Below are 20,758 nucleotides of genomic sequence, written 5' to 3' on the forward strand. Positions count from 1 at the left end.
TCTGACTATCGCGCAACGCGAAAGATTGACAAACGTGAGGGGGGCCTGGGGGGCTGAACGTGTACAGCGGCGGCGCCACTCTATGGTTTCGCAGTCCGGCCACACTTCCTCGCGGCGATCGTTCGACCGCGCCAGGTAGCCCGGTCGTCCGACGGGCGTCGACGACTCCGGTTACAGTGGGGGCCCGGCCATAGGAGACTGCGTGTACCCCACGATCGAATCAACGGTGAACGAGATTCTTACCGAGCCGTGGAATATCACGGACGGCAGAGTCGTGCCCGAGACCGAGAACATTGTGATGAAGAACGGCGGCAAGAAGGTAGATGCCACGTACATCTACGCTGACCTTGCAGAGTCGAGCGGTCTGGCTCAGAACCTGACTAAAGAAGCTGCTGCAAAGATCATCCGTGCCTACATCAACACCTCAGCACGGATCCTGCGCCAGTACGGCGGGGAGATTCGCAGCTTTGACGGTGACCGCGTGATGGCGATTTTTATGGGCGAGGAGAAGAACTGGAAGGCAGTCCGGGCGGCCCTTGCCATCAACTGGGCTGTGTTGGAAGTGATTCGTCCGGCGATCCGGACTGCGTGGACTGATGGAGCCGATTTTTCTGAGATCAATCACGGAATAGGGATCGATACCGGTGAGGCTCTGATCGTTCGCGGAGGGGTCCGGGACAACAACGACCTGATATCGGTCGGAGCCGCCCCGAACGTTGCTGCCAAGCTAAGCGACATCCGGGATTCGTTTCCGATCCACATTACGGACCGAGTGAGAGTGGACCTTAACGAGGAGCTCCTGACCTACAACGAGGGGCGTAATCAAATTTGGCAGAAGCTGTCCGGCCAAACGGTCGTGGGGGGCAAATACCACACGGTCTACGGTTCCAGCGTTCAATGGGGTCTGTGATGCTCGCGCGACGGCACGCCCGAACGAAGGAAGTGAAGGATCTTGAACTTGCCTTACTTCAGTCGAATGCGGTCGACACTGCGTGGCGCATCCATCAGGCGCAAGTCGATTGGACGGGGAAAGTCGACGCCAAGGCCACCTTCGCCTTCGCCATTGAGTCAGCAGCGATAGCCACCGTCGTTGCTCTCACCGCAACGGATCGCCTCTATTCGAGCCTGGTCGGTATTTGGCAGGCGGTGTACTACTTGGGTCTGGTGTCGCTGATGGTCGCCGCCGGGTTTGCGGCCTTGGTTGTCATTCCACGGCTACGGTCCAAACACCTGCAGAAGGAGTCCGACGACAACTTCGTGTACTTCGGCCATGCACGGCTTTGGAATGCGTCAGACCTTGAGTTAGCGCTAGTGAGCAGGGACATACTCCCGCAACTTTCTCGTCAAATTGTTGGCATGGCGCAGATCGCTTGGACAAAGCACGTACGCGTCCAGTGGTCGTTTAGGCTCGCAGCCCTTGGGGGCGTCGCTCTCGTGCTTTGCGGCCTGGCTGCAGGGACCAGCTGGCTGGGATTCCTCTTGCCGTAGCCCTAGCCGCAGAGCTCATTTTTCGTGAAGTGAAGGTCTCGCTTCTTGCCGCAGGTAAGTAGGGGCGGGTACCGCTTCTAGGTGGACGTTGGGAGACCGATGCGTCCATCCGGAGTCACCACCGGTAGCCGGCCGCAGGCCAGGTGAGTATCGCCGATATGCATCACACGATGCGCCCGGGAGTCTGCCGATCAGTGGTCCGGTTGTAGGCCCAGAGTTAGGCAATCTAACTCGCGATTCGTGTCAACAACCTCGGTGCTCGTCGGCAGCAACGGGCGACCGACCGTAGACGGTCACAGCCAGAGATCCCAAATCTCGTGCCGCCCGTCGCCGCTGACTGCATCCACCATCGCGCGCGCGTCGGGATCAGTGCGCGACGGGCGCCAGGGACCTCCGCCCGGTGCAGGCACGCTCAGTATGTCGTTGCGGCACCGCTCAAAGAGCGGTGCGTAACCGGCTATGTCGGCCTCCGCTCTGAACACCATCACAATCGCGCCGTCGTGCAGCGCGATTAACCTGAGCGGAGTCAAGTCGCTCGGCAAGGGTACCTGTGCCCCGGGCGCGATGACACAAATCAGGATGACGGTCACCATCCCACCTGGGGCGGGAGCGATCCACTCGACCTTCGAAAGCCTTGTAAGCTCCGTTGCCCCTGAAACGATGTCGTCCGTGGGCAGGAGAATCCGGATCATTTCGGTATAGCCGAGACCGTCGGGAGAGGGACGATCCCACTGACGTATCACCCGAGAGACACCGAGCTCTTCCGCCTTCGCACGGCTATATTGCATCCGCCAGTCGCCGCTTTGGTGGAACGACCATTTGCTGTCACCGCCCCCGTGTTCGCGCGTCGACAAGCACACGTCGTTCGTTCGTCGCGCGCAAGTCAGTGCCCAAGTCGCGCCATGCGCCTCTGGGGAGCCAACCGAGAAGCGCCACAGGTCGCCGGGCGCTTGGACTTCGAACTCCAGCGCGTCGTCCATCACACGGCCAGCATCACAAGTTGCGGCAGCGGGATCACAGAAGACACCATAGATCGCCCGGAGCTCGCTAGTGAGGAGCCCGACCCCCACGGGGCTGACCGATGGCTCACTAGGCGGTCCTCCATCAGAACGGGCGCGGACATGTCCCGAATGCCCTAACGTCCATCTCGCCGCGCCTCGTATGACCGGCACGAAAGTCCGCACGCTGAGCGCCCGCGAATCGAACGCCGCTACATCCCGATCCCGCGCCCCGCACTCGGCGCCCCAACAACCGGCCCCGTCCACATCGCCGCCTCCCGCGCCCGCGCCGCGCGTCGCATCTCCGCCTCGGCCGCGCGCACAGCATCCTGCATCGTCAGTTCCGGAGTGCCGCGCTGCATCGACTCGGCGAGACACTCGCGGGCCGCAGCATCCGTCCGCGCAATGACGATCGCCATGTTGTGCACTCGCCCGCGCGTGAGGCCGACGTAAAGTCCCGCTGCGTCTACATCCGGCCCGACGACCGAGGCATCGGCGGTGTCGCCCTGGACGCCATGCACCGTCGACGCGTAGGCGAGCTGCAGGTGCTCCCGGGCATACTCGGCAGTCACTCGCCGCAGCACGCCGCTGTCGGCGATCGACGCCAGATCGACATGCTCCTCTCGAATACCGCGCACGATCCACTGCGCACGGTTCTCGACACCCGTGAGCCGATCGTTGCGTCGGGTTTGGACGGTGTCGCCGACGAGGATGCGCTGCTCCCCCATCCCCCACGCGGCCACGCCGGCGTCCAGCTCGCCGTGATCGACTCGTCGCTGCTGGATGGCGTCGTTGATGGCATCCGCCTCCGCGTTGGTACCCGAGACCAGCGTCACCCGCTTGCCGCGCGCGTGCCACTCGAAGTAGGCGTCGATCATCCGCTCGCGCACCGCGTCGTGATGATCGACCCGTTCTGCGTGACCGCGTTCCGTCAGCTCTCCGGCGACCGTCAGCGCGGTCTCGCGGTCGCGCGTGTTGCGCAGTCGCAGCGTGAGTGCCGCGTAATCGGGATCACGGAATCGATGCACCGTATCGAGCTCGACCGCGGCATTGGCAAAGCGGATCGCTGAACCCATCGCACCGGAGTGTCCGACCGGCAGCGCCTGGTGCGGGTCGCCAACGAACGCGAGACCGACCCCCTGTTCGATCGCGAGGTCGGCGAGCACTTTCGCGGTCTGGAGATCGACCATGCCCGCTTCATCGACCACGACCCGATCGTCAGACCGGAAGACGTACTGCGCCGGCCCACGATATGAGACCCCCGTGCTGGGATCGACCTCCCCCACGCTCAGTCGTGTCCACACCCTCGCCCCCGCCTGATCGGCACCCCACCGGTAGCCGTGGTCGGCGAGCAATGCGTGAATGCTGGATGCTGCAGCCCCAACCTCGCGCGACGCCACGGCAGCGGCTTTCCTGGTCGGAGCGACGACCAGCATTCGCCGTCGTTGCGCGCTCAGCGCTGCGAACGCGACACGCAGCATCGTCGTCTTGCCGGTGCCAGCGGGGCCGGTGACCGTGACGAGCCCGTCGGTCCCTGCGATCGCGCACGCGGCGACGCCTTGCGAAACATCGAGCGTCGAAGCGTCCTCGTTCGACGCGGAGCGAAGCAACTCGCTGGGCAGGAGCGAGCGCCCGGGCTGGGCGAGCGCGTCCAGGCGTCCGGCGAGGCGAATCTTCGCCAGCACTGTTTCGTTGGCCATGAAGGCCTTGACGTGTGCAGGCGGAACCTCCGCAACGAGCCGGTAGACACCCTTCGCGGCGCGCGTTGTGATCTCACCGATCACTTCGTCCAGCTGGTTTCGCTCTGCAGCAATGCCGGTGCGCGAGAGCGCGCGAACTGCGCCGGCGCGGATGTCGAAGGTACTGAACCGCCCGCCGCATGATGTTGACCGTTGGTCCGCATCCACAATCGCCGCGGCAGCGAGCAGATCCAGATCGAGGGCCTGAAGGCCTGTCGCAGCGACTGCAATGGGTGCACGCGCGGTGATCAGGCTTGGATCGATCGCCGCGATCTCGTCGCGAACGCGCGACTCCCACGACATCTCGTCGAGGTCAGCCGGCTTGTTCGGGCGCGCAACCGCCCAGGCGCGTCGATCGATCTGATGGAGGACGTCGACGCTCGGCGCTGATCCTCCGTGCCCCGCCGACCACTCGGCAATCAGACGCGCGCGGTTCGCCTCGATCTGCGACGACCGACGCGAGAGCGGGCGGACGGCGCTGGCAAGTTCGGCGATCTCCCCCGAGTCATCGAGGGTGTACCCGTGGCGCGCGAGCGCGGCGATCCACGCGGGGTCTGTGCGGGCGGCGAGCTCGCCCTCGGCGTTGACGACGGTGTGCAGCTTCATCGCGACGCGCGAGTCGAGGTTCGACCACTTGCCGTCCGCGCCGAGCACTTTGATGTTCAACCACAAGTGGCGATGGATGTGCGGGTCGAGCGCCCGGGATCGGCGGTGCTGCAGCTCGACTACCTCGATGCGCGTGATGTCCTCGCGGACGAGCCCACCGTGCCCGCGCCGCGCGTTGAGCTCGGTCTGCCACGTGAGCAGGATCCGCTCACGCAGCCGGTCTTGCAACGCCTCGAACTCGCCCGCGAGCTCGGGATGCAGCAGCGCTGCGATGCTGTACGACTTCGGGTGGTTGAGAGTCCCATCCAGCACCAAGTCCGCGTCAGGGCTCAGCCGCTGGTGGCCGCGCTCCTCCCCCGTGACCGGGTCATGCCCGGTGAGCCAGACACGAAGACCCCCGGCCGTGAGTTGGTCGGTCGTGATGACGCCGTTGTCGACGATGAACCGAGAGACGGTGGAATCGGATGCTGCGCCATACGCCTCGAGCGCTTCGGCGCCCGTCGGATGGGGCATGTGAGCGTCGCACGTGCCCTCGAGAGCGTACGAGATTGCGTGCCGAACCCCCCGGGATTCGACACCCCGCTTCCATCGCTCCAGACCTCCGCGCATGGCGCCAGGGTAGGCGAGGTTTTCTGGCTTATCCAGGGATATTTCTGCGTTGCAGGTATCTGTAGCAAAGCGGTTTCGAACGGCGTCGCCCATCAAAGGTGCCTGCGTGCATTGCTTCGTCTCGATGGTTCGTTGCCTCGATCCTATGGTTGCGTCCGCCGGCCCGTCCGGTCGAGACGGTCGCCTCCAAGACCTGTGGCCTAGTGGTCGTCACTCATCGATGTATTGCGGGATGATCGACGTCAGGTCTATCCCAACGACTGACGATCCCGGGAAGAGGCGTTATGACGAGAGATCCAGTACAGCACCGCTTCAGCGCCCAAGAGGCACGCGAGGTCGCGCACCTTGTTGCCGACCACATCCCCGAGTTTCGGCGAGAGGTCTCCTTTGTCCCCCTCGATGAGGCTGCGGCCAACGCTGGCGTTCTGGCTCTCGTCGAGTGTCTGGAGAGTCTCCCCGGCTCGATCCGCTCTGCGCTGAAGCGGGCTGGCGACAGTGCCGCCTTCCTGAGCGATGATCGTCTGCAGGGGCTGGCAGAACTCATCCAGAACGCCGACGACCTTGGGGCGACCGAGGCCGTCATTTCGGTCGATGGGGTCGGCTCGCGATTGCTGTTCTCGCACAACGGCGCCCCACTCACACTTCATGACGTTTGGGCTCTCGCCATCCCTTGGCTCAGCCTCAAGGTATCCGACGAGGAAAAGCTGGGTCGCTTCGGCATTGGGCTCAAGACGCTCCACGCACTATCTGACGTGCTCGAAGTCAACCAGGGACACTTCCAAGTGCGCTTCAGCTCGAACACAATTCAGCCGCAGGAGCAGTCCATCGGTTGGTCCGAGAGCGATATCACTCAGACCACCTTCGCCATTCCCTTTACCCCGGGCAACGTCAGCAGCGATGACGCTGTGACGTGGCTTAGACACTGGGATGACGCTGGCCTCGTCTTTCTACGACACCTGTCGACCGTTCGTGTAGTCGACGACGACGGCCGTGAGCTCATCCGAGTGCAGGTGAACTCCGATGACGACGAGGTTCTCCCGCTCGCTGGTGATCGCACTACTCGGCGTCGAGTCTCGGCCGCGGATGGCCGGCAGTGGCTGGTCTACAGCCGAAGCGCTCCTTCTCCAGAAGATGCCGGACGAGTTGGGAAGGCGCACGGCGCACGAACGCCGTTGGCGTACGCGTTCGCCCTATTCGCGGGTGACACGGGGCATATACATGTCGGGCTGCCTGTTCGAGAGGTCGGTCTGCCGTTTCGCATGCTTGCGCAGTTCGATCCGCAACCGTCGCGGCGCGATATCGCAGACACGGACTGGAACCTAGCGCTCATCCCTCTGCTCAGCGATCTTTGGCGTGACGCGATCCTAGACATGTTTCGGCTCGCACCAACCCAAGGTTGGATGAGCGTACCCACGACGACAGAATTCGACGCCGATCACAGGACGTCGGGTCGGTTGCGCGCGCGTCTCTCCGAGCATCTGCTCCAGCGAGCACGGGTCGAACTCGCCGCAAATCTGACTTTCGACGATGCCGGACTCACCTACCGACTCAACGAACTCGCCTACGAGGCAGCCGAGCTCACTCCTGTGCTCGCGCGTGCGGATGTTCAGCTTCTCTCCGAGCGCCCCGGAGTCCTGGCTTCGGTGGTTCGTTCCGATACGAACCGGTGGCGCGAGGTACTTTCTGACCTCCGTAGCATCGGTGCTGTGACGCCAGCTGAGGTCAGTGTCGAAGACGCCAGCATCCTGCTTGACGACGACCAGCGCTCCCCGCAATTTCTTGCTGATCTGCTGATTGTCGTAATCGAGGCAGGGCTCCATGGGACCATCAGTTCGCGAATCTGTCTGACGCTCGACGACGACAGCCGCGTGTCGCCATCTAGTCGAATAGGCACTGCGGTCCTACTGCCGGCGGGACCTGACCCGTTGTGGAAGCTGCTAGGGATCGGAACGCGACTCCATCCAACGTTCGTGAGCCAGCCACGCTGGAGCGTCCTTCGAAACTGGCTTGAGGTAGGCAAGTGGCTTCGGCCGTCAGCGACCAGCACTGACGCGCTGGCGGTACTCGCCATCGCGGGCAGTTTAGGAACTGTCCTCGATATACCGCTGTCAGACCCGCAGATTGAAGGAGTGCGGCGGACGCTCGAAACAGTGCCTGAGGCGGATCGACAGTCGCTCGGCGCTGGCATCGGCCGAGCGATCAGCGTGTGTGTGGTCACTTACGCGGCCTCCGGCGATCAAGTCAAGACCTACGCCCGCCCATGCGAGACGTACTTCATCGAACGCGAAGCAAGTACATGGTTTGTCGCCGCAGGGAAGACGCCGGGGCTGACCTGGATCGACCGGCGCTATTCGGAGCGGATAAAGAGCGACCTTGGTCGAGAGGGCATTGGTGCGCAGAAGCTCTTTCGTCTACTCGGTGCCGAAGTCGCGCCTCGGATCGTCAGCCACCCGGCGAACTATAGGCGCCTGTCGAACTACAGCCCCGGCGTGCCTGATTCGGCGCAGGGCTCTCCCGCACGCCGACGTGACGGTCTGCGCAACTTGCAGGCATCCTTCACGTTGCAGGACTGGATCTCGCCAGACCTCGACGCCGTCCTGACGAGCATCGCGAAAGAGAAGGATGCTGCCCAGCGCCGGCGACGCGCGGGGGCCGTGCTCGGCACTCTCACCCGAGCCTGGGAACGTCTGAGCGAACACTCAAGCGTCATTGCAGCGTCGCCTTACCACCGCTGGGAGCACAAAGGAAACATCGACGCTTGGTGGCTAAGCAGCGCCGCGTCGATCGCTTGGTTGTCGTCGGAGAAGGGCAAGGCGACTACGCCGCACGAGCTGCGGATCAAGAGCGCCGCGACCGTCGCACTTTACGGTGATGACCCTGAGCGCTACTTGAGTCCAGCGCTTGACACCGAGCTGTACCGCGAAGTCCTGGCTCGCCTCGGGGTAGCCGGAGACCCCTCCGCACGAGAGCTCATTGAGAAGCTAGAGGAGGTACGTGCCGAGGGCGCGACTTCGGAGTCGGCCGAGGACCTCGCGGCGCCGCTGTATCAGGCGCTTTCGGTCCAGGTTCACGGGAACCGACTTGGCGGGATGCCAGCTGGTTCAGCTCGTACCGCGTTCGGGAGGGGAGACGGTCTGATCGCCACACGGAACGGTTGGCGTCGGCCGACCGTTGTACTGGCCGGTCCACCGATATTCGGCGAGATGCGCGACTTCGTACCCTCGGTATCGGGTACCGACGCTCTCTGGAGCTTGCTCGGTATCCGGCTGCCGAACGGGCACGAAGCGCGCAGCCTCCTCATAGATCTGGCGCGAAGGAGAACCCTGGCCGCCGATGAGAAACTGATCATGCTAGAAGCGCTCCGCCTTCTGGTGGGAACGCCGGAGGCCGAACCGACCCGCCTACGCAAGGCTGCTGTCTGGGTTGGCGACCGTTGGGAACGCCGCCGCCCGGTATACGCCACCAGTAACGTCCTCATTTCCCAGGGGCTAAAGGATCGAGTCCCGATATGGAGTCCCGGTGGCTCGTTGACACAGCTCGCTTCACTGATTGATGCCTACCACCTGACGCGGCTCGATGCTCCGCACGGGCGGGTACTGGATGCGGCAGTGGCGATCTATGAGGCCAATCTGACGCAGGTCTTTGCCACCGCGGTCACTAACCTCCGGTCCGATCTCGCTCTGAGCGACCCCAATGCCGAAGCGAGCCTTCGAGTCTCGTGGGACGAGTTGGCAGCCCTCCGTGTCGAGCAAACACCCCACGTCCGGGTCAGAGTTGTCGAACCGACTCATAGCCTCGACGAAACCATTGAGGTCGATAGTTGGATCGACCTCTCAGCGGGAGTCTTTTACATATCTGATGAGGCTGCGATCGGATCACCGAGCTCCGGCGCCTATGCAATTGCGTCGGTCTTCGATGGAGACGCTCGCCGGATTGCACATGATTGGGTGGCCGCATGGTCCATGGCGCTGGAGGGTCACCACGAGGAAGAGATTACGACGGCCACGCGCCTCGACATCGAGCGCAAGCAGTCGCGCAACGAACGTAGCGAGGAACTGCTTCGGAGTCTGGCCAAGCATGGCAAAAACCGTCGCTCGAAGGACGGCACATTGGGCACCACAGGGACAAGTGAGCCTTTGGCGAACGTCATCACCGATTCAGAACCGGTGCCAGCCCGCCGACTGGTCGACCCGGAAAGCCTGACGCTCAGGAACGAGGACGGCGAGATCGTCGGTAGGACACCCACAGCGGACGTCGCCGACATCACAACGAAGCCGACGATTTCGTCCGCCAAAGCCCGCGAACCTGACGCATCGAACCCCAAGAAGCCGTCTAACGGCCGCGGGCGCGGTACGAGGAACTACACCGAGCAAGAGCGCGAAACGGTCGGCCTGGACTTGATTAGGCGAGTCCTAGGCGGTGATGAAGCGCGCATCGTCGACATTCGGCACCAGCGCAATGTTGGGGCGGACGCGATCGACGACTTGGAGAACTTCTTCGAACTCAAGGTGTACGCCGGACCGATACCGGAGTCCATCTCCCTGACCAACTCGGAGTTCCGGAGGGCACAGGAAACCGAGCAATTCTTTCTTGTCGTCATAGGAAACGTAGAACGCAGCGACAAGGGTCCCGAGATCCTGATCTTCCAAGATCCGCTCAACCATCTGAACGTGCTCCCGCAGGGGTCCATCAACCTTGGTGGGGTCCGGACCGCACGGGCACTTCGCTATACGTTCGAGTCACCGTCGTAGGGTTTCGCTCCGAAGGTTTTCAAGTCGGCCAATCCGACACTTCCGCGGAGCGAGCGCCGTCACAATTCGGTCAGATCGTACGCGGCAAGAACTTCCATGATTTCTCCGCCAGACCTCAAGGCTTCTTCGCGGGCGACTTTGGCATTGAGACAGTCCTCGCGGCACTAATCGTGCTTCTTCACCCTCACAGAGATCACCTGTTCAGTCAGGTCGTTCATGAACGAAGCGTCTGGTTCTGCCCCGCAAAAGGTCCGATCGACAGAACCACGAACCCGTTCGGGGCCGCGGCCGAACCGTCAGCCTGACGACGCAGAAGACTTCCGGGATCAGGCTTCGTGTAAACCGACGACAACTCGGTGTGGATCTCAGTTCCTGTTGTGGCCTAGCGACCTGGAGACCAGGACTCCCTTCCAGTAGGTCTCTCGGTCAATAACGTGCTGATCATCCGTTCGCATGGACCAAAACTCCAGCAGGGCGAATCGCATTGTCTTCTGGAAGTAGTCCTCGCCCTTCACAGCGAGGTGTGCTTTCAAACCGATGTTGTCGCCATGGAGCGTGCGGGCGTACTGGGACCAGCGTTGCCATATCCCGGTGTCTCCGTACGCCGACCCGACATAGGGCTCTCCCGTCCCTGTGTCGTGAATGACGTAAACCCCCTTCATATGCTCCAGGGCGATGCGCCAGTCAGGTCGGGCCTGCCTAACGATCGTCTGAATCTCAGCGAGCGAATGATTGATGCGATCATGACCGGGGAACGGATCGCCCTCGTAGCGCTCTTCAGCAATCATCGAAACAGTCATGTCGCTGAGACACGCCTCCATGTTCCGGCGGCGGTTGCGACCTGCGAGCGTCGCCCGCACGTAAAGCCTCTTGATGTAGGGACCCATAAGGTCCTCTCGAAGAATGATGTCGTAGGAGTGCTGCCGTGGTTCAGGACGACGCCCCACCACTTCCCAGATCCCACCGAACAACCAGCGAGTCGGGTCATGTCGGTCCTGCGCCAGCGAGAAGATGAACCGTCGATTGAAGTCATCGTTGACATTGCGCCATGAATTCCAGCGTTGCCATTGATCGGGATCATTGCCGAGGGCATCGATAGGAAATGACTCACCATTGAACACGGCGAAGTGAAGCTTGCATTGGATCGGATTGAAGTCCGACGGCAGCAGCGTTGCGAGCAAGATCGGATCCATGGTGAAAGGGTAGTGGTGCCAGGCTAAAGTGCCCGGCTCCCGATTGACCCACGCCAGGCGTCGCCGTGGCTAGCCAAACTGGCTACGAAGCTGACTTTGAGGGCTCGGTTCCGCGAAGCACGTCGTAGGCCGCTCTAAGCGTAGACGTGACGTCTCGCCCATTCGTCTTCGCTCGGCCCATCGGTAGGCGAGGCCCCTGAGCATGCGGGCTCACAAGCGTCCGCAACTCCTCTACGTCATACTCACGCGCCCAGTCGAGATGGTGCGAATCGCGATCGAAACGGATACAAAGCGCCAGGTCAAACTCGAGTGAGTGGAACTGGAACATACGGTCGTCACCCTTGGGCAGAGTGCGAGTCTTCACCTGGATGAGCCGACCGTCCGCAGCTGTCAGGTCGTATGCCTTTGTCCCCGGAGGTGGAAGCGTCCCGCCGTAGACCGCAAGTGCCAGTCCCTCACCGACCTCACCCTGAATCGAACCCGATGTGCGCGGGATCCCGCGCCGTCCGAGCTCGCGCAGAACCCGCGCGTGAAGATCGAATAGTTCTGAGACGGGGAGCGCCTCCAGGTCGAACTTGGCCACGCCCTCACCATACTGCGACGCCTGAAGGAAGGCTGACGTGGCGACATATCACCCACCGGGCCCATAGAAGCCGTCCAACTCCTGTGAGATGGATTGCTGACCGCTCCCCTGCTTGCCATCGCGTCGCCCGTTGAGCGATCGGCTCCAGTCAGCAGTCAGAGCATCCCACGGCACTCGTAGGATGGCGACCATGGTCACACTCTCAGCGATGCTCGGTCGGAACGTCCATAGGGTCGCCCCGCATCAGGAGCGATGGTTCCAGCGTTGACTGCTCCTTTCGCAGCGGCCCTTTGCGGGTTTCGCGCTAACGGTAACCCCAACACTTCAGATAGCAACGACTCGCAGTCCATCGAGCTTGGGATAGCGCTTTTCGATGAGCTCGGGGTAGTCGCTGACGCTCCGGACATAGCTCAGGTAGGTTCCGTCTTGGAACGAAGGACGGTTTCTGATCTGGTCGCAAGGCGTCCGGATCTTGAGATCCGGGAATCGCGCAGCGCCCTGGAGTTTGATCAGTACGAACACCTCGCAGTGTTCCGCAAGTTCTCGAGAGCATACGCCGGACCTGGGTCCGCCCTCGAAATCGAGCTCCGGGAAATCATGACTGCACGCACTAGCCCGGAGGTGGCGAAGGTGCTTCGGAAAGCGTTGGCAGCAGAAGAGCAGAGGCGCCAAGACCACGAGCTGGTCATGCAGCTTGCCGAATCCATGCCGGAAGAGTCCATGCTGCGCCTAGATGTGACGGTTGGCGAAACCTCAGGGCGGCATCGTCTCCTCGTGGGCCTCTCATCCAAGTGGAGTCTTCGCACTGATCGGGCTCAGGACTGCATCTCGCAGGGTGCGAAGCTGGTCAATCTTCGTCGCGGGCGAATGCCTCATTACGCCGTGCTCACAATGGAGCCGCGACCTTCGATGCTCAGACTCATCGCTTATGGGTCTGGAGCAGTGGACTGCGTCTACCACCTGGCGCTACCCGAGCTTCGTAGAGCGCTGAAGGCTGCAGAAGCTCGTCGGAAGGGCATGTGGGCGCCCCGCCAGTACCTCGAGCGTATGGTCCGGCAAGGCCGGATCCGAGACTACGATGACCTCGTTCAAGAGATCGGCGACCTGCCAGCGGGACGCGTGGCACCTTCGAAATAGAGCTCCGCGCGCCTACTCACCGAGTGACCGCTTTGACGCTCACTAGCTTGACTGGATAGTCGCGATGCGGCGACGAGATCGCGGAAACGTCTGACGCGGCGTCCCCGGAGCATCTGGTCTCCAGTCGTCGGTCACTGTTTCAGGAGCCAAGAGGGTAAGGCGGGCGGCAGCCTTGGCCAGGTCCTATAGAGTCCAATCGTGCGGCCCCCTGCCGCAGAGCCTGGAGTGCTCTGCACCCCTGACCCACGGCGTGGTCTCGAACCACTGCCACACACGCTCGACGACCCGACCAATGATCACGAGCTGCAGGTCGTATGGGCGTGGCTGGCCTCCCGCCCGCTGGCCACACACCTCACGAACGCGGTGGACGACGCAGTCAAGTACGTTCTTGACGGCGCGCGCACAGGCAGATTCGATCTGAACAGTCCTGATGTCGATTCCGACGAGCGAAGCTCCGTCGGGACAAAACTTCAGTACCGCGTGTTGCATGAGCTCAGTCTCTTCAAGGAGCCGCCGCTAGACACGCGTGTGGTGGACATTCCCGTCGAGCTGAAGGGCACAATTGGGCGCAACTGGATGATCCCCACCGAAGGTCAATGTCAGATAAGCCTGTTGATCCAGGTCGATACCGATCGTGGCCGCCATCGCGCGCTGCTGATGCGCACACACAGAGTCTGGTTGAACAACGGTGCTAACAAGGATGGAAAGCGAACGATCGTCGCCGGTGCGCTTCCGATCTTCGCCCTGCCACTCCTCGATTGGACGCCGCTCCCGGCGGAGCCTCTCCGACTCTTGACGCCCGATCAGCTCCGAGTCGTATTCGCTCCGCGGGTCGGTCAGGCTTCGCGACTCGTCTCGCTATTCAGCTTTCTCCCCAACACGGTCATCCCGCGATCATCGATCGAAACCGTGTGCTTTGGAAACAAAGATCCGCTGCGCAGAGCACGACAGGCAAAGGCTTCTGCGCACGAGTCGGGTCTCGAAGTACTGGTCGGCACCTGGAAGGCCGATCGCGCACGAGCGGAGGAGCTGGGGTTCGATCTCTCCGGTGCCGCATGGGTTGCCGCCACGACGCGCACACGTAATCCGGCCATCGATGCAACAAACGGCAGGCTGCTCATCGACTGGGGCCCCGCCCAGACACCGCCGTCCTAGGCGACCGCGAGCTCGGAGCTGTGCTCGGCTTCGCGCGAATGATTGGCAGCGAGGTGCGGCTTGACCTGTCTCGCGATCGCCTGGGCCAAGCCGGACGGCACGGCGTTCCCGATCTGGCGCGCAATCTGAATCTTCGTCCCAACCCAGCGATAGTCGGCGGGAAAGTCCTGGATCAGTGACGCCTCGTAATGCGTGATGACCCGATCGACAGACAGAGTCGGATCGCCTCGCCGCTGCGAGTGCTCCTCATCCCACTCACCAGATACCCATTGCGGGTGCAGGTACTGCCCCTTCTCGGGCTTGAAGAACTCGGTACGGATAGTAACCGACGGCAAGTCCCATCTCAGCCGTCCCATCACGTCCGTCGTACCGGTCGGCTTGTTCACCCAACATGTCGGCAAGAGCGCAATTGGAAGATCGAACCTGCCACCACCCGGGGGCACGAAACTGTAACGACTGAGGCTCTTCGCAGTCGGCCGGCGCTTGATGTGAAGATCCATGCCACTGAACGTGCCGGGCATGGACTGGCCGAAGTATGACGATGTCCGCGACGGGAGCTCAGTGGTGGACGGTTCAGTCGGCAGGCCGGAAATGACGTCACGTACGGTCCGCCAGGGGCGGAGCCCGGAACCAGGAGCGGGGTTTTTCGCATGGGTCGGCGCTGGGAGGGTAATGCTTCCGACTCGAGATCCAATGATGATCGTTCGCTTGCGCCGCTGGGCCACGCCATAGTCGGCTGCATTGAGTACAGCGTGCTGGATCTCGTACTCGCGGAGCGCCCCGCTCTCCGTCTCAGCGAGAAGCATCTGAAACTCGGGAGACTTCGCGAACCGATCGACATTCTCGATCACGAACACCTTCGGATTCGATTTCATCACGAAGCGCATGAACTCACGCCATAGCTGATTGCGTGGATCGTTTAGGTCTTTGAGGCCGAGGTTCGAGAACCCCTGACACGGCGGCCCGCCGATCACGATGTCCGCCGCTGGAATCATCTCGTCGGGAACAGCCGCGATGTCACCTGCTATGACGTGATCCTCGCCAAAGTTCGCGGCGTACGTGGCGGCTGCCGCTTGGTCCCATTCGACCGCAAGGACCGGACGGAATCCTTCTCCAGCGAAGCCGACTGTCATGCCCCCGCACCCGGCGAATAGGTCGATCATGCGCAACTCGGAGGTCATACAAAGATGGTACGCAAGACATCCGACAGTCAGGCGATCCCGCTCCGACTCTCCGTCAACCGCGCCGCAACCAAACCCACGTGGATCGCAATCTGAATCTCCGTCGGCGTTGAGGTCAACCTCAGATTGCGGGCCAGGAGTTCAACATTCGGGCGCAGCTGGCCTTGCCGACGGATGAAGGTAGGTCATCGCGCGAGCGATGCACGTTCCGAGGCCGTCTACCCATTTGCGACCTCCCCGACATCCAGCCCCCAGCGATCGGGCGCGGCGCAAGGCTCGTCGTCGAACGGCTGCTAAGCGGAGCGCGCCAGCGCGGAGTCTGCAAGGAGTGAGCGGCGAGAACGGAGGCGCGCCCGATCGCTACACTCTCGGCGTCGGAGGGAGGCGCCCCTCGACCTAACGCCAGTTGACGACGTCTTCCATCATCTATCCACATCTTTCATTGGCCGCATTGACGGTCTCCGACCAGTGTCCGAGACTAGGCCGATACTGACCGTCGAGCCGGCACGAGCGGAGGTCAAGATGGGCACCATCTCCCCATACGAAACGGTGAACGGCCGCCGCTACCGTGTGCGCTACCGAAAGCCGGATCACACCGAGACACAGAAGCGCGGCTTCAGGACGATGCGCGAGGCCAAGCTCTACCTCTCCATGGTCACGGTGTCGAAGTCGAAGGGCGACTACATCGATCCCACGGCGTCGCGGGTGCCGGTCCAGATGTTCGCCGACAGCTGGCTGCGATCTAAGCACCCGCCGATGTCGAAGCCCTCCTACTACGTGACGCTCGAGCAGGCGTGGAAGAACCACGTCGCTCCGGTCTGGGCTCACAGGGAGATCTCCTCGATCCGCCGCTCTGAAGTCCAGGATTGGGTGTCAGAACTCGCGACTCAGAAGTCGCGCACTGTCGTTCTTCGCGCCTTGGGAGTCCTCGCCGGCATTCTCGATGTGGCCATCGACGATCGCCGCCTGACGAACAACCCGGCCCGCCATATCCGCAATCTCCCTCGCAACGGCCCGGGCAGGCGCCGCGTCTACCTCTCACACGACCAGGTGGCGACGCTGGCGGCGTGCTCGGCGCATCCGACCATGGTCCTGACGCTGGCGTACACCGGCCTTCGCTGGGGCGAGGCGACGGGCCTGCGGGTACGCAGCGTCAATCGACTGCGTCGACGCTTCGTCATCGAGGAGAACGCCGTGATGATCGCCTACGAGATTCACGTCGGCACTCCGAAAACGCACGAGAAGCGCTCGGTCCCCTACCCCCAACGTCTCGCTTCGATGATTGAGCAGGCTTGCGCCGGCAAGGGCCCCGAAGGATTGCTCTTCGGCGACGGCGTCAACCACATGCGCAACTCAGGCAGCCAGGGCTGGTTCGCGAACGCGGTAAAGCGCGCACAGGCGGTCGATCCGTCGATTCCGCGACTCACACCGCACGATCTCCGTCACACCGCCGCGTCGCTCGCGATCAGCTCCGGCGCCAACGTGAAGGCCGTGCAGCGGATGTTGGGACACGCGTCAGCGGCGATGACACTGGACACCTACGCCGACCTGTTCGACGACGATCTGGATGCGGTCGCGGCGCGACTGAACGACGCTATGCCGCTGGTGGCGCTGCCGGCGGGTCCGCAGGCTCGCTACGCCCGGCCGCAGCGGCTGTAGAGCACATTGCTCAGTTTTTCGAGAGGCGACGAGCCGCTCGAAGTGCTCGTTTTCGGCGTTCTACGACGTCGATCGAAGCCGTTTGAAGGCCTCTGAATGAGGCTCGATCTGGGTTCACAGTGTTCTCAAATGCGGCCAAAAAACGGCCAAAAGTGCTTTCCGAGTGGTCTGACCACAGAAGAAAATCCTGATCAGAACAAAAAAACGACTGTGCCCCTGGAGGGACTCGAACCCCCAACCGTTTCCTTAGGACGGAACTGCTCTTCCATTGAGCTACAGAGGCTGGCGGCATCCAGTCTATCGACGCATCTGGGCGCAAGAGGCGCGCGCTACTCGAGCCAGTCCGTGATGAACCGGTCACTCGCGTGAATGTGGGTCGCTGCGTACGTGCCCCCGTCGAGCACCTCGAAGCGGTGCACGACGAGCGAGGGCACTACGAGCACCTGCCCGCCGACACCGACCAGCTGCTCGTCTCCGACGGTGAAGAGTGCACGACCCGAGTGGATCAGAAACGTCTCGCTGTACGGGTGCCGATGCAGGCGCGGCCCGCTCCCTACCTCCGCAGTGTGCTCGCGGATGATGCTCACCTGCGAGCGCTGAAGGTATCCCTCGAAGTTCTCGGTCAGCCCGATGTCGATAGCGGTGACAGTCATCGCCCCAGTCTGCGCGCCGGGTCCCACGGTCCGCTAGTGCGACAGCGCCTCGACGTTGTCTCTTGAGAATGCTTGACCCCAGGCATCCTGAATCGCTTTACTGAACCCGAGATGGAGGGTCGCATGATCGAAGCCGGACTACACCCCACCCTGCTCGAGCTGCTGGCGGCATGGGTCCTCGTGGTGGCATTCGTCTTGTCGCTGGGCTACGAACTGTGGCGGGCGACCGCGAAAGCGGGCACGTCACGCCACGACTCGATGCGCGCGTTCCTCGTGCAAGACCTCTGGCTCTACTTCGTAGCGACCGGCGTGATCGTCCTCCTCTTCGTCGGCGTTCCCTTCGCCGCTTGGGTCGGACTGGTCTTCTCTGCGCTCGTCGTGATTGTGTCGATCTTCGTCTACAACCCGCAGATCATGATCGAGCGCAAACCCGGACTCTTCGACTGGTTCGAAGATCTCGTCTACACCGGGCTGTTGTTCGTTTCGGCCACTCTCCTTCTGCTCGAGGTCTCAGGCTTCGTCCTCTCTTAGCTCGCCCGATATCGTGGGCGCCGATCGCCCCCCACGACTTCGCCGAACCCATCGCGATCACGAGCGCTGAAACCACCAGTCCTGAAACTCGCTCGCGCGGCCATCCTCGTCGAAACGGACGAGCCAGACATTCTCGTAGATGCCCGACTTCTGGCCCTGCGTGTAGGTGGTCACTCCGCGGATGACCGCGGCCGTCTTCGTCTGCAGTTCGACCGCGCCCGAGTACGACCACGTGCCCGGCTCGTCGCGCTCCTCAAGCCATCGTGCGACGATCTCTTCGACTCCGAACGCCGGCTCGAGATCGCGCGCGCCGCTGCGATATGTGGCGTTCGGCGCGAACAGCGCACGGACGCTGTCAGGGTCGTTCGTGGCCCAGGCGTCGAGGTAGCCGTCGAGAAAGCGCTCTGCGTTGCTCATGCGACGACCCTGTCACGGACGACCGGATGCCTCAAGCCTCGAGGCTTGCTCACACCAGCACTGTTGTGTGAGCAGGAAGGCACATGCCTTCGCAAGCCATGTCCAGACGGCGACCCCGGCAACGCCCCGTCGACTACCCGTGGACCACGATGTCGTCGAAGTCCACGGCCACTCCACCACCTTCAGCGGCGGCCGCGGCACCCTGTCCATACCCTCACTCGCGCCGCACCTCGACGACAACCTTGCCGAGCGCGCGCCCCTCTGCGTGCAGCGCGAGCGCGAAAGGCACGTCGTCCAGCCCCACCACCCGGTCCACACACACCCGCACCTCCCCCGCGAGCACGCGCTCCGCCAGTGGCCCAAAGAAAGCGGGACCTTCGTGCACGACGAGCAGCTGCATCCGCCGCCCTGAAAGCGCCCCAACCACAGAACCGAGCGTCAGCAGCCTCAGGATCGTCCGCATCGTCCCGCCGATCATGAAATACCTGCCGCCGGGAGCGAGCGCGCGGCGGTAGGCGAACACCGATCGGTGCGCGACGAAGTCGACGATGAGGTCGTACGCCCCCGTGCGGGTGAAGTCGGTCGCGCGATAGTCGATCACCTCGTCGGCGCCGAGCTCGCGCATGAAGGCGAGCTTGTCGGCGTTGTCGACGGCAGTGACGTGCATGCCGGATGCTTTCGCCAGCTGAATCGCGAAGGCTCCTGAGCCTCCGCCGGCGCCGTTGATCAGCATCCGTTCACCTGCATTGCCCCGCGCGACCGCTTGCTCGGCGATCGCGCCCGCTTGCGGGATGGTGGATGCCTCGACCCACGACAATCCCGCAGGTTTCAGCGCCATCACCGACGCCGGAGCGATGGCGAACTCGGCGAAGCCGCCCTGGCGCATGAGGTTGTCGCCGTAGACCTCATCGCCGACCACGAACTCGGTGACTCCCTCGCCGACGGCGGCGACCCGCCCGGCGATGTCGGAGCCGAGCGTGCGCCGGCGCGGACGGAAGAGGCCTCCGCTCAACCGCGCGTACGCCGGCTTGCCGGTGAGACCCTCCCAGTCGCTGAGGTTCAGCGAGACAGCATGCACCTCGATGAGCACCTCGCCCTTGCCGGGCACGGGTGCGGGAACGTCTTCGAGCCGCAGGCGATCGATGCCGCCGTACCGGTCGTACACGAATGCCTTCATGGCTCAGTCCGATGCCGGCAACCGCGAGCCCACGCGCACGAGGTTGTTGTCGGGGTCGGTGAAGTAGAACTCACGCATGCCCCACTCTTCGTCGCGGAGCACTCCGATTCGTGCGAGCGATTCGCCCCGCATCCGCCGCTCGACAAGGTATTGGTGCGGCAACGAGTCAGCGCTCGGCAGCGAAAGCGCGGCGTGCACGCTGTCGACGTCGTCGACGTAGAGATAGATCATGCCCGCGTCGGTAAAGGGGTCGAATCCGGGGCTCTCTGAGAGATGAAATCGGATGCCGGATGCCTCGACGAAGGCGTAACCCCCGACCTCGGCGACCTGCACGTCGAAGCCGAGCTCGCGGTAGAACGTGACCGCGCGATCCAGCTCAGCGACCGGCAGGATCGCACTCGCAGACCCTGACCATGACACCGCGGCTGACTCTGATGAGACCACGACAGCACCCTACCGCCCGGGCCCCGAACCTGGGTATCGCGTGGGAGTCAGACCGGATCGCCGCAGATCGGTTGCATCTGCCGCCAGATCTCGGAATCGTGGCCGGTTCAATGTCCGCCAAGTGAAGGAGAGCACAATGCTCGTAATGACCGAAACGGCAGCAGAAGCAGTGAAATCGATCGTCTCGCGGGTTCCGCAGGCAGCCGATGGCGGTGTGCGCATCCGCGACACCGGGCCCGAGAAGGGCTTCGAAATCAGCGTGGCCCCCGCGCCCGAGCCCGACGACACGGTGGTGACCGCGTCGGGAGCACAGGTTTACCTCGACGCCGGCGCCCGCGACGCACTCGATGACCGGGTGCTCGACGCCCAGCTGGGCGAAGACGGTTCCGTGCGCTTCGCGCTCGCCGACCAAGCCTGAGATTTTCCACAGGGCGGGC

Annotated in this window: 18 protein-coding genes, 1 tRNA gene and 1 pseudogene; 9 read left to right on the forward strand and 11 right to left on the reverse strand. The window is 63.0% G+C overall.

Features of this window, described 5'->3' with window-relative positions:
- Window positions 1-202 precede the first annotated feature (202 nt).
- Window positions 203-910: an adenylate/guanylate cyclase domain-containing protein gene (locus LG299_RS05175; RefSeq protein ID WP_404433897.1), complete on the forward strand. Its 708-nt coding sequence runs from the start codon at window positions 203-205 to the stop codon at window positions 908-910.
- A gap of 32 nt (window positions 911-942) precedes the next feature.
- A complete protein-coding gene (locus LG299_RS05180) occupies window positions 943-1,488 on the forward strand; it encodes a Pycsar system effector family protein (RefSeq protein ID WP_404433898.1) in 546 nt (181 codons plus the stop codon).
- Between the two features lie 293 nt (window positions 1,489-1,781).
- On the opposite strand, the gene LG299_RS05185 is transcribed toward LG299_RS05180, so the two are convergent.
- Window positions 1,782-2,471, reverse strand: a complete 690-nt coding sequence (locus tag LG299_RS05185) for a hypothetical protein (RefSeq protein WP_404433899.1) — start codon at window positions 2,469-2,471, stop codon at window positions 1,782-1,784.
- 227 nt (window positions 2,472-2,698) lie between these two features.
- Complete coding sequence (locus LG299_RS05190) at window positions 2,699-5,440, reverse strand: AAA family ATPase (RefSeq protein ID WP_404433900.1); 2,742 nt, start codon at window positions 5,438-5,440, stop codon at window positions 2,699-2,701.
- A gap of 284 nt (window positions 5,441-5,724) precedes the next feature.
- Between LG299_RS05190 and LG299_RS05195 the strand changes: the two are divergent.
- A pseudogene (locus LG299_RS05195) lies at window positions 5,725-6,144 on the forward strand (hypothetical protein); the annotation flags it as partial.
- A 48-nt stretch (window positions 6,145-6,192) separates the two neighbouring features.
- Window positions 6,193-10,191, forward strand: coding sequence for a hypothetical protein (locus LG299_RS05200; RefSeq protein WP_404434931.1), 3,999 nt, complete (start codon window positions 6,193-6,195; stop codon window positions 10,189-10,191).
- Window positions 10,192-10,556: 365 nt separating this feature from the next.
- Here the strand turns inward: LG299_RS05200 and LG299_RS05205 are convergent, their stop codons facing one another.
- The 3 genes from LG299_RS05205 to LG299_RS05215 form a co-directional block, all read right to left on the reverse strand.
- The gene (locus tag LG299_RS05205) at window positions 10,557-11,384 is read right to left on the reverse strand and encodes a GIY-YIG nuclease family protein (RefSeq protein WP_404433901.1); all 828 of its coding nucleotides are present in this window, start codon (window positions 11,382-11,384) and stop codon (window positions 10,557-10,559) included.
- An 82-nt stretch (window positions 11,385-11,466) separates the two neighbouring features.
- Window positions 11,467-11,967 carry a DUF6998 domain-containing protein gene (locus LG299_RS05210; protein ID WP_404433902.1) on the reverse strand — a complete coding sequence of 167 codons (501 nt, stop codon included), beginning with the start codon at window positions 11,965-11,967 and terminating at the stop codon, window positions 11,467-11,469.
- A gap of 48 nt (window positions 11,968-12,015) precedes the next feature.
- Window positions 12,016-12,159, reverse strand: coding sequence for a hypothetical protein (locus LG299_RS05215; protein ID WP_404433903.1), 144 nt, complete (start codon window positions 12,157-12,159; stop codon window positions 12,016-12,018).
- A gap of 60 nt (window positions 12,160-12,219) precedes the next feature.
- On the opposite strand from LG299_RS05215, the gene LG299_RS05220 reads away from it, so the two are divergent.
- Complete coding sequence (locus LG299_RS05220) at window positions 12,220-13,104, forward strand: NgoMIV family type II restriction endonuclease (protein WP_404433904.1); 885 nt, start codon at window positions 12,220-12,222, stop codon at window positions 13,102-13,104.
- Window positions 13,105-13,302: 198 nt separating this feature from the next.
- Window positions 13,303-14,259, forward strand: coding sequence for a NaeI family type II restriction endonuclease (locus LG299_RS05225; RefSeq protein WP_404433905.1), 957 nt, complete (start codon window positions 13,303-13,305; stop codon window positions 14,257-14,259).
- Here LG299_RS05225 and LG299_RS05230 read toward each other — a convergent pair.
- Window positions 14,256-15,440, reverse strand: a complete 1,185-nt coding sequence (locus LG299_RS05230) for a DNA cytosine methyltransferase (protein ID WP_404433906.1) — start codon at window positions 15,438-15,440, stop codon at window positions 14,256-14,258. The genes LG299_RS05225 and LG299_RS05230 overlap by 4 nt on opposite strands.
- A 522-nt stretch (window positions 15,441-15,962) precedes the next feature.
- On the opposite strand from LG299_RS05230, the gene LG299_RS05235 reads away from it, so the two are divergent.
- The gene (locus LG299_RS05235) at window positions 15,963-17,099 is read left to right on the forward strand and encodes a tyrosine-type recombinase/integrase (protein WP_404433907.1); all 1,137 of its coding nucleotides are present in this window, start codon (window positions 15,963-15,965) and stop codon (window positions 17,097-17,099) included.
- A 211-nt stretch (window positions 17,100-17,310) separates the two neighbouring features.
- On the opposite strand, the gene LG299_RS05240 is transcribed toward LG299_RS05235, so the two are convergent.
- Window positions 17,311-17,382: transfer RNA gene (locus LG299_RS05240), tRNA-Arg, on the reverse strand.
- Window positions 17,383-17,428: 46 nt separating this feature from the next.
- The gene (locus LG299_RS05245) at window positions 17,429-17,752 is read right to left on the reverse strand and encodes a cupin domain-containing protein (protein WP_404433908.1); all 324 of its coding nucleotides are present in this window, start codon (window positions 17,750-17,752) and stop codon (window positions 17,429-17,431) included.
- Between the two features lie 123 nt (window positions 17,753-17,875).
- Here LG299_RS05245 and LG299_RS05250 point away from each other — a divergent pair, with 123 nt between their 5' ends.
- Window positions 17,876-18,283, forward strand: coding sequence for a hypothetical protein (locus LG299_RS05250; protein ID WP_404433909.1), 408 nt, complete (start codon window positions 17,876-17,878; stop codon window positions 18,281-18,283).
- A gap of 57 nt (window positions 18,284-18,340) precedes the next feature.
- Here the strand turns inward: LG299_RS05250 and LG299_RS05255 are convergent, their stop codons facing one another.
- The 3 genes from LG299_RS05255 to LG299_RS05265 all read right to left on the reverse strand — a co-directional run bounded on the left by LG299_RS05255 (window position 18,341) and on the right by LG299_RS05265 (window position 20,321).
- Entirely contained in the window at window positions 18,341-18,700 is a 360-nt protein-coding gene (locus LG299_RS05255) for a nuclear transport factor 2 family protein (RefSeq protein WP_404433910.1), read from the reverse strand.
- Window positions 18,701-18,914: 214 nt separating this feature from the next.
- A complete protein-coding gene (locus LG299_RS05260) occupies window positions 18,915-19,877 on the reverse strand; it encodes an NAD(P)-dependent alcohol dehydrogenase (protein ID WP_404433911.1) in 963 nt (320 codons plus the stop codon).
- A gap of 3 nt (window positions 19,878-19,880) precedes the next feature.
- Window positions 19,881-20,321, reverse strand: coding sequence for a bleomycin resistance protein (locus LG299_RS05265; RefSeq protein ID WP_404433912.1), 441 nt, complete (start codon window positions 20,319-20,321; stop codon window positions 19,881-19,883).
- Window positions 20,322-20,466: 145 nt separating this feature from the next.
- Between LG299_RS05265 and LG299_RS05270 the strand changes: the two genes are divergently transcribed.
- Window positions 20,467-20,739: a Fe-S cluster assembly protein HesB gene (locus LG299_RS05270; protein WP_404433913.1), complete on the forward strand. Its 273-nt coding sequence runs from the start codon at window positions 20,467-20,469 to the stop codon at window positions 20,737-20,739.
- Window positions 20,740-20,758 lie beyond the last annotated feature (19 nt).

It is taken from the genome of Microbacterium lacus, assembly GCF_044794305.1.
GTDB classification, from domain to species: Bacteria; Actinomycetota; Actinomycetes; order Actinomycetales; family Microbacteriaceae; genus Microbacterium; species Microbacterium lacus_B.

Coding starts and splice junctions, on each gene's coding strand:
- LG299_RS05190 (WP_404433900.1), bottom strand. CDS start 5,440: ATGCGCGGAGGTCTGGAGCGATGGAAGCGGGGTGTCGAATCCCGGGGG.
- LG299_RS05205 (WP_404433901.1), bottom strand. CDS start 11,384: ATGGATCCGATCTTGCTCGCAACGCTGCTGCCGTCGGACTTCAATCCG.
- LG299_RS05215 (WP_404433903.1), bottom strand. CDS start 12,159: ATGGTCGCCATCCTACGAGTGCCGTGGGATGCTCTGACTGCTGACTGG.
- LG299_RS05220 (WP_404433904.1), top strand. CDS start 12,220: ATGGTTCCAGCGTTGACTGCTCCTTTCGCAGCGGCCCTTTGCGGGTTT.
- LG299_RS05230 (WP_404433906.1), bottom strand. CDS start 15,440: ATGACCTCCGAGTTGCGCATGATCGACCTATTCGCCGGGTGCGGGGGC.
- LG299_RS05235 (WP_404433907.1), top strand. CDS start 15,963: ATGGGCACCATCTCCCCATACGAAACGGTGAACGGCCGCCGCTACCGT.
- LG299_RS05245 (WP_404433908.1), bottom strand. CDS start 17,752: ATGACTGTCACCGCTATCGACATCGGGCTGACCGAGAACTTCGAGGGA.
- LG299_RS05250 (WP_404433909.1), top strand. CDS start 17,876: ATGATCGAAGCCGGACTACACCCCACCCTGCTCGAGCTGCTGGCGGCA.
- LG299_RS05255 (WP_404433910.1), bottom strand. CDS start 18,700: ATGAGCAACGCAGAGCGCTTTCTCGACGGCTACCTCGACGCCTGGGCC.
- LG299_RS05260 (WP_404433911.1), bottom strand. CDS start 19,877: ATGAAGGCATTCGTGTACGACCGGTACGGCGGCATCGATCGCCTGCGG.
- LG299_RS05270 (WP_404433913.1), top strand. CDS start 20,467: ATGACCGAAACGGCAGCAGAAGCAGTGAAATCGATCGTCTCGCGGGTT.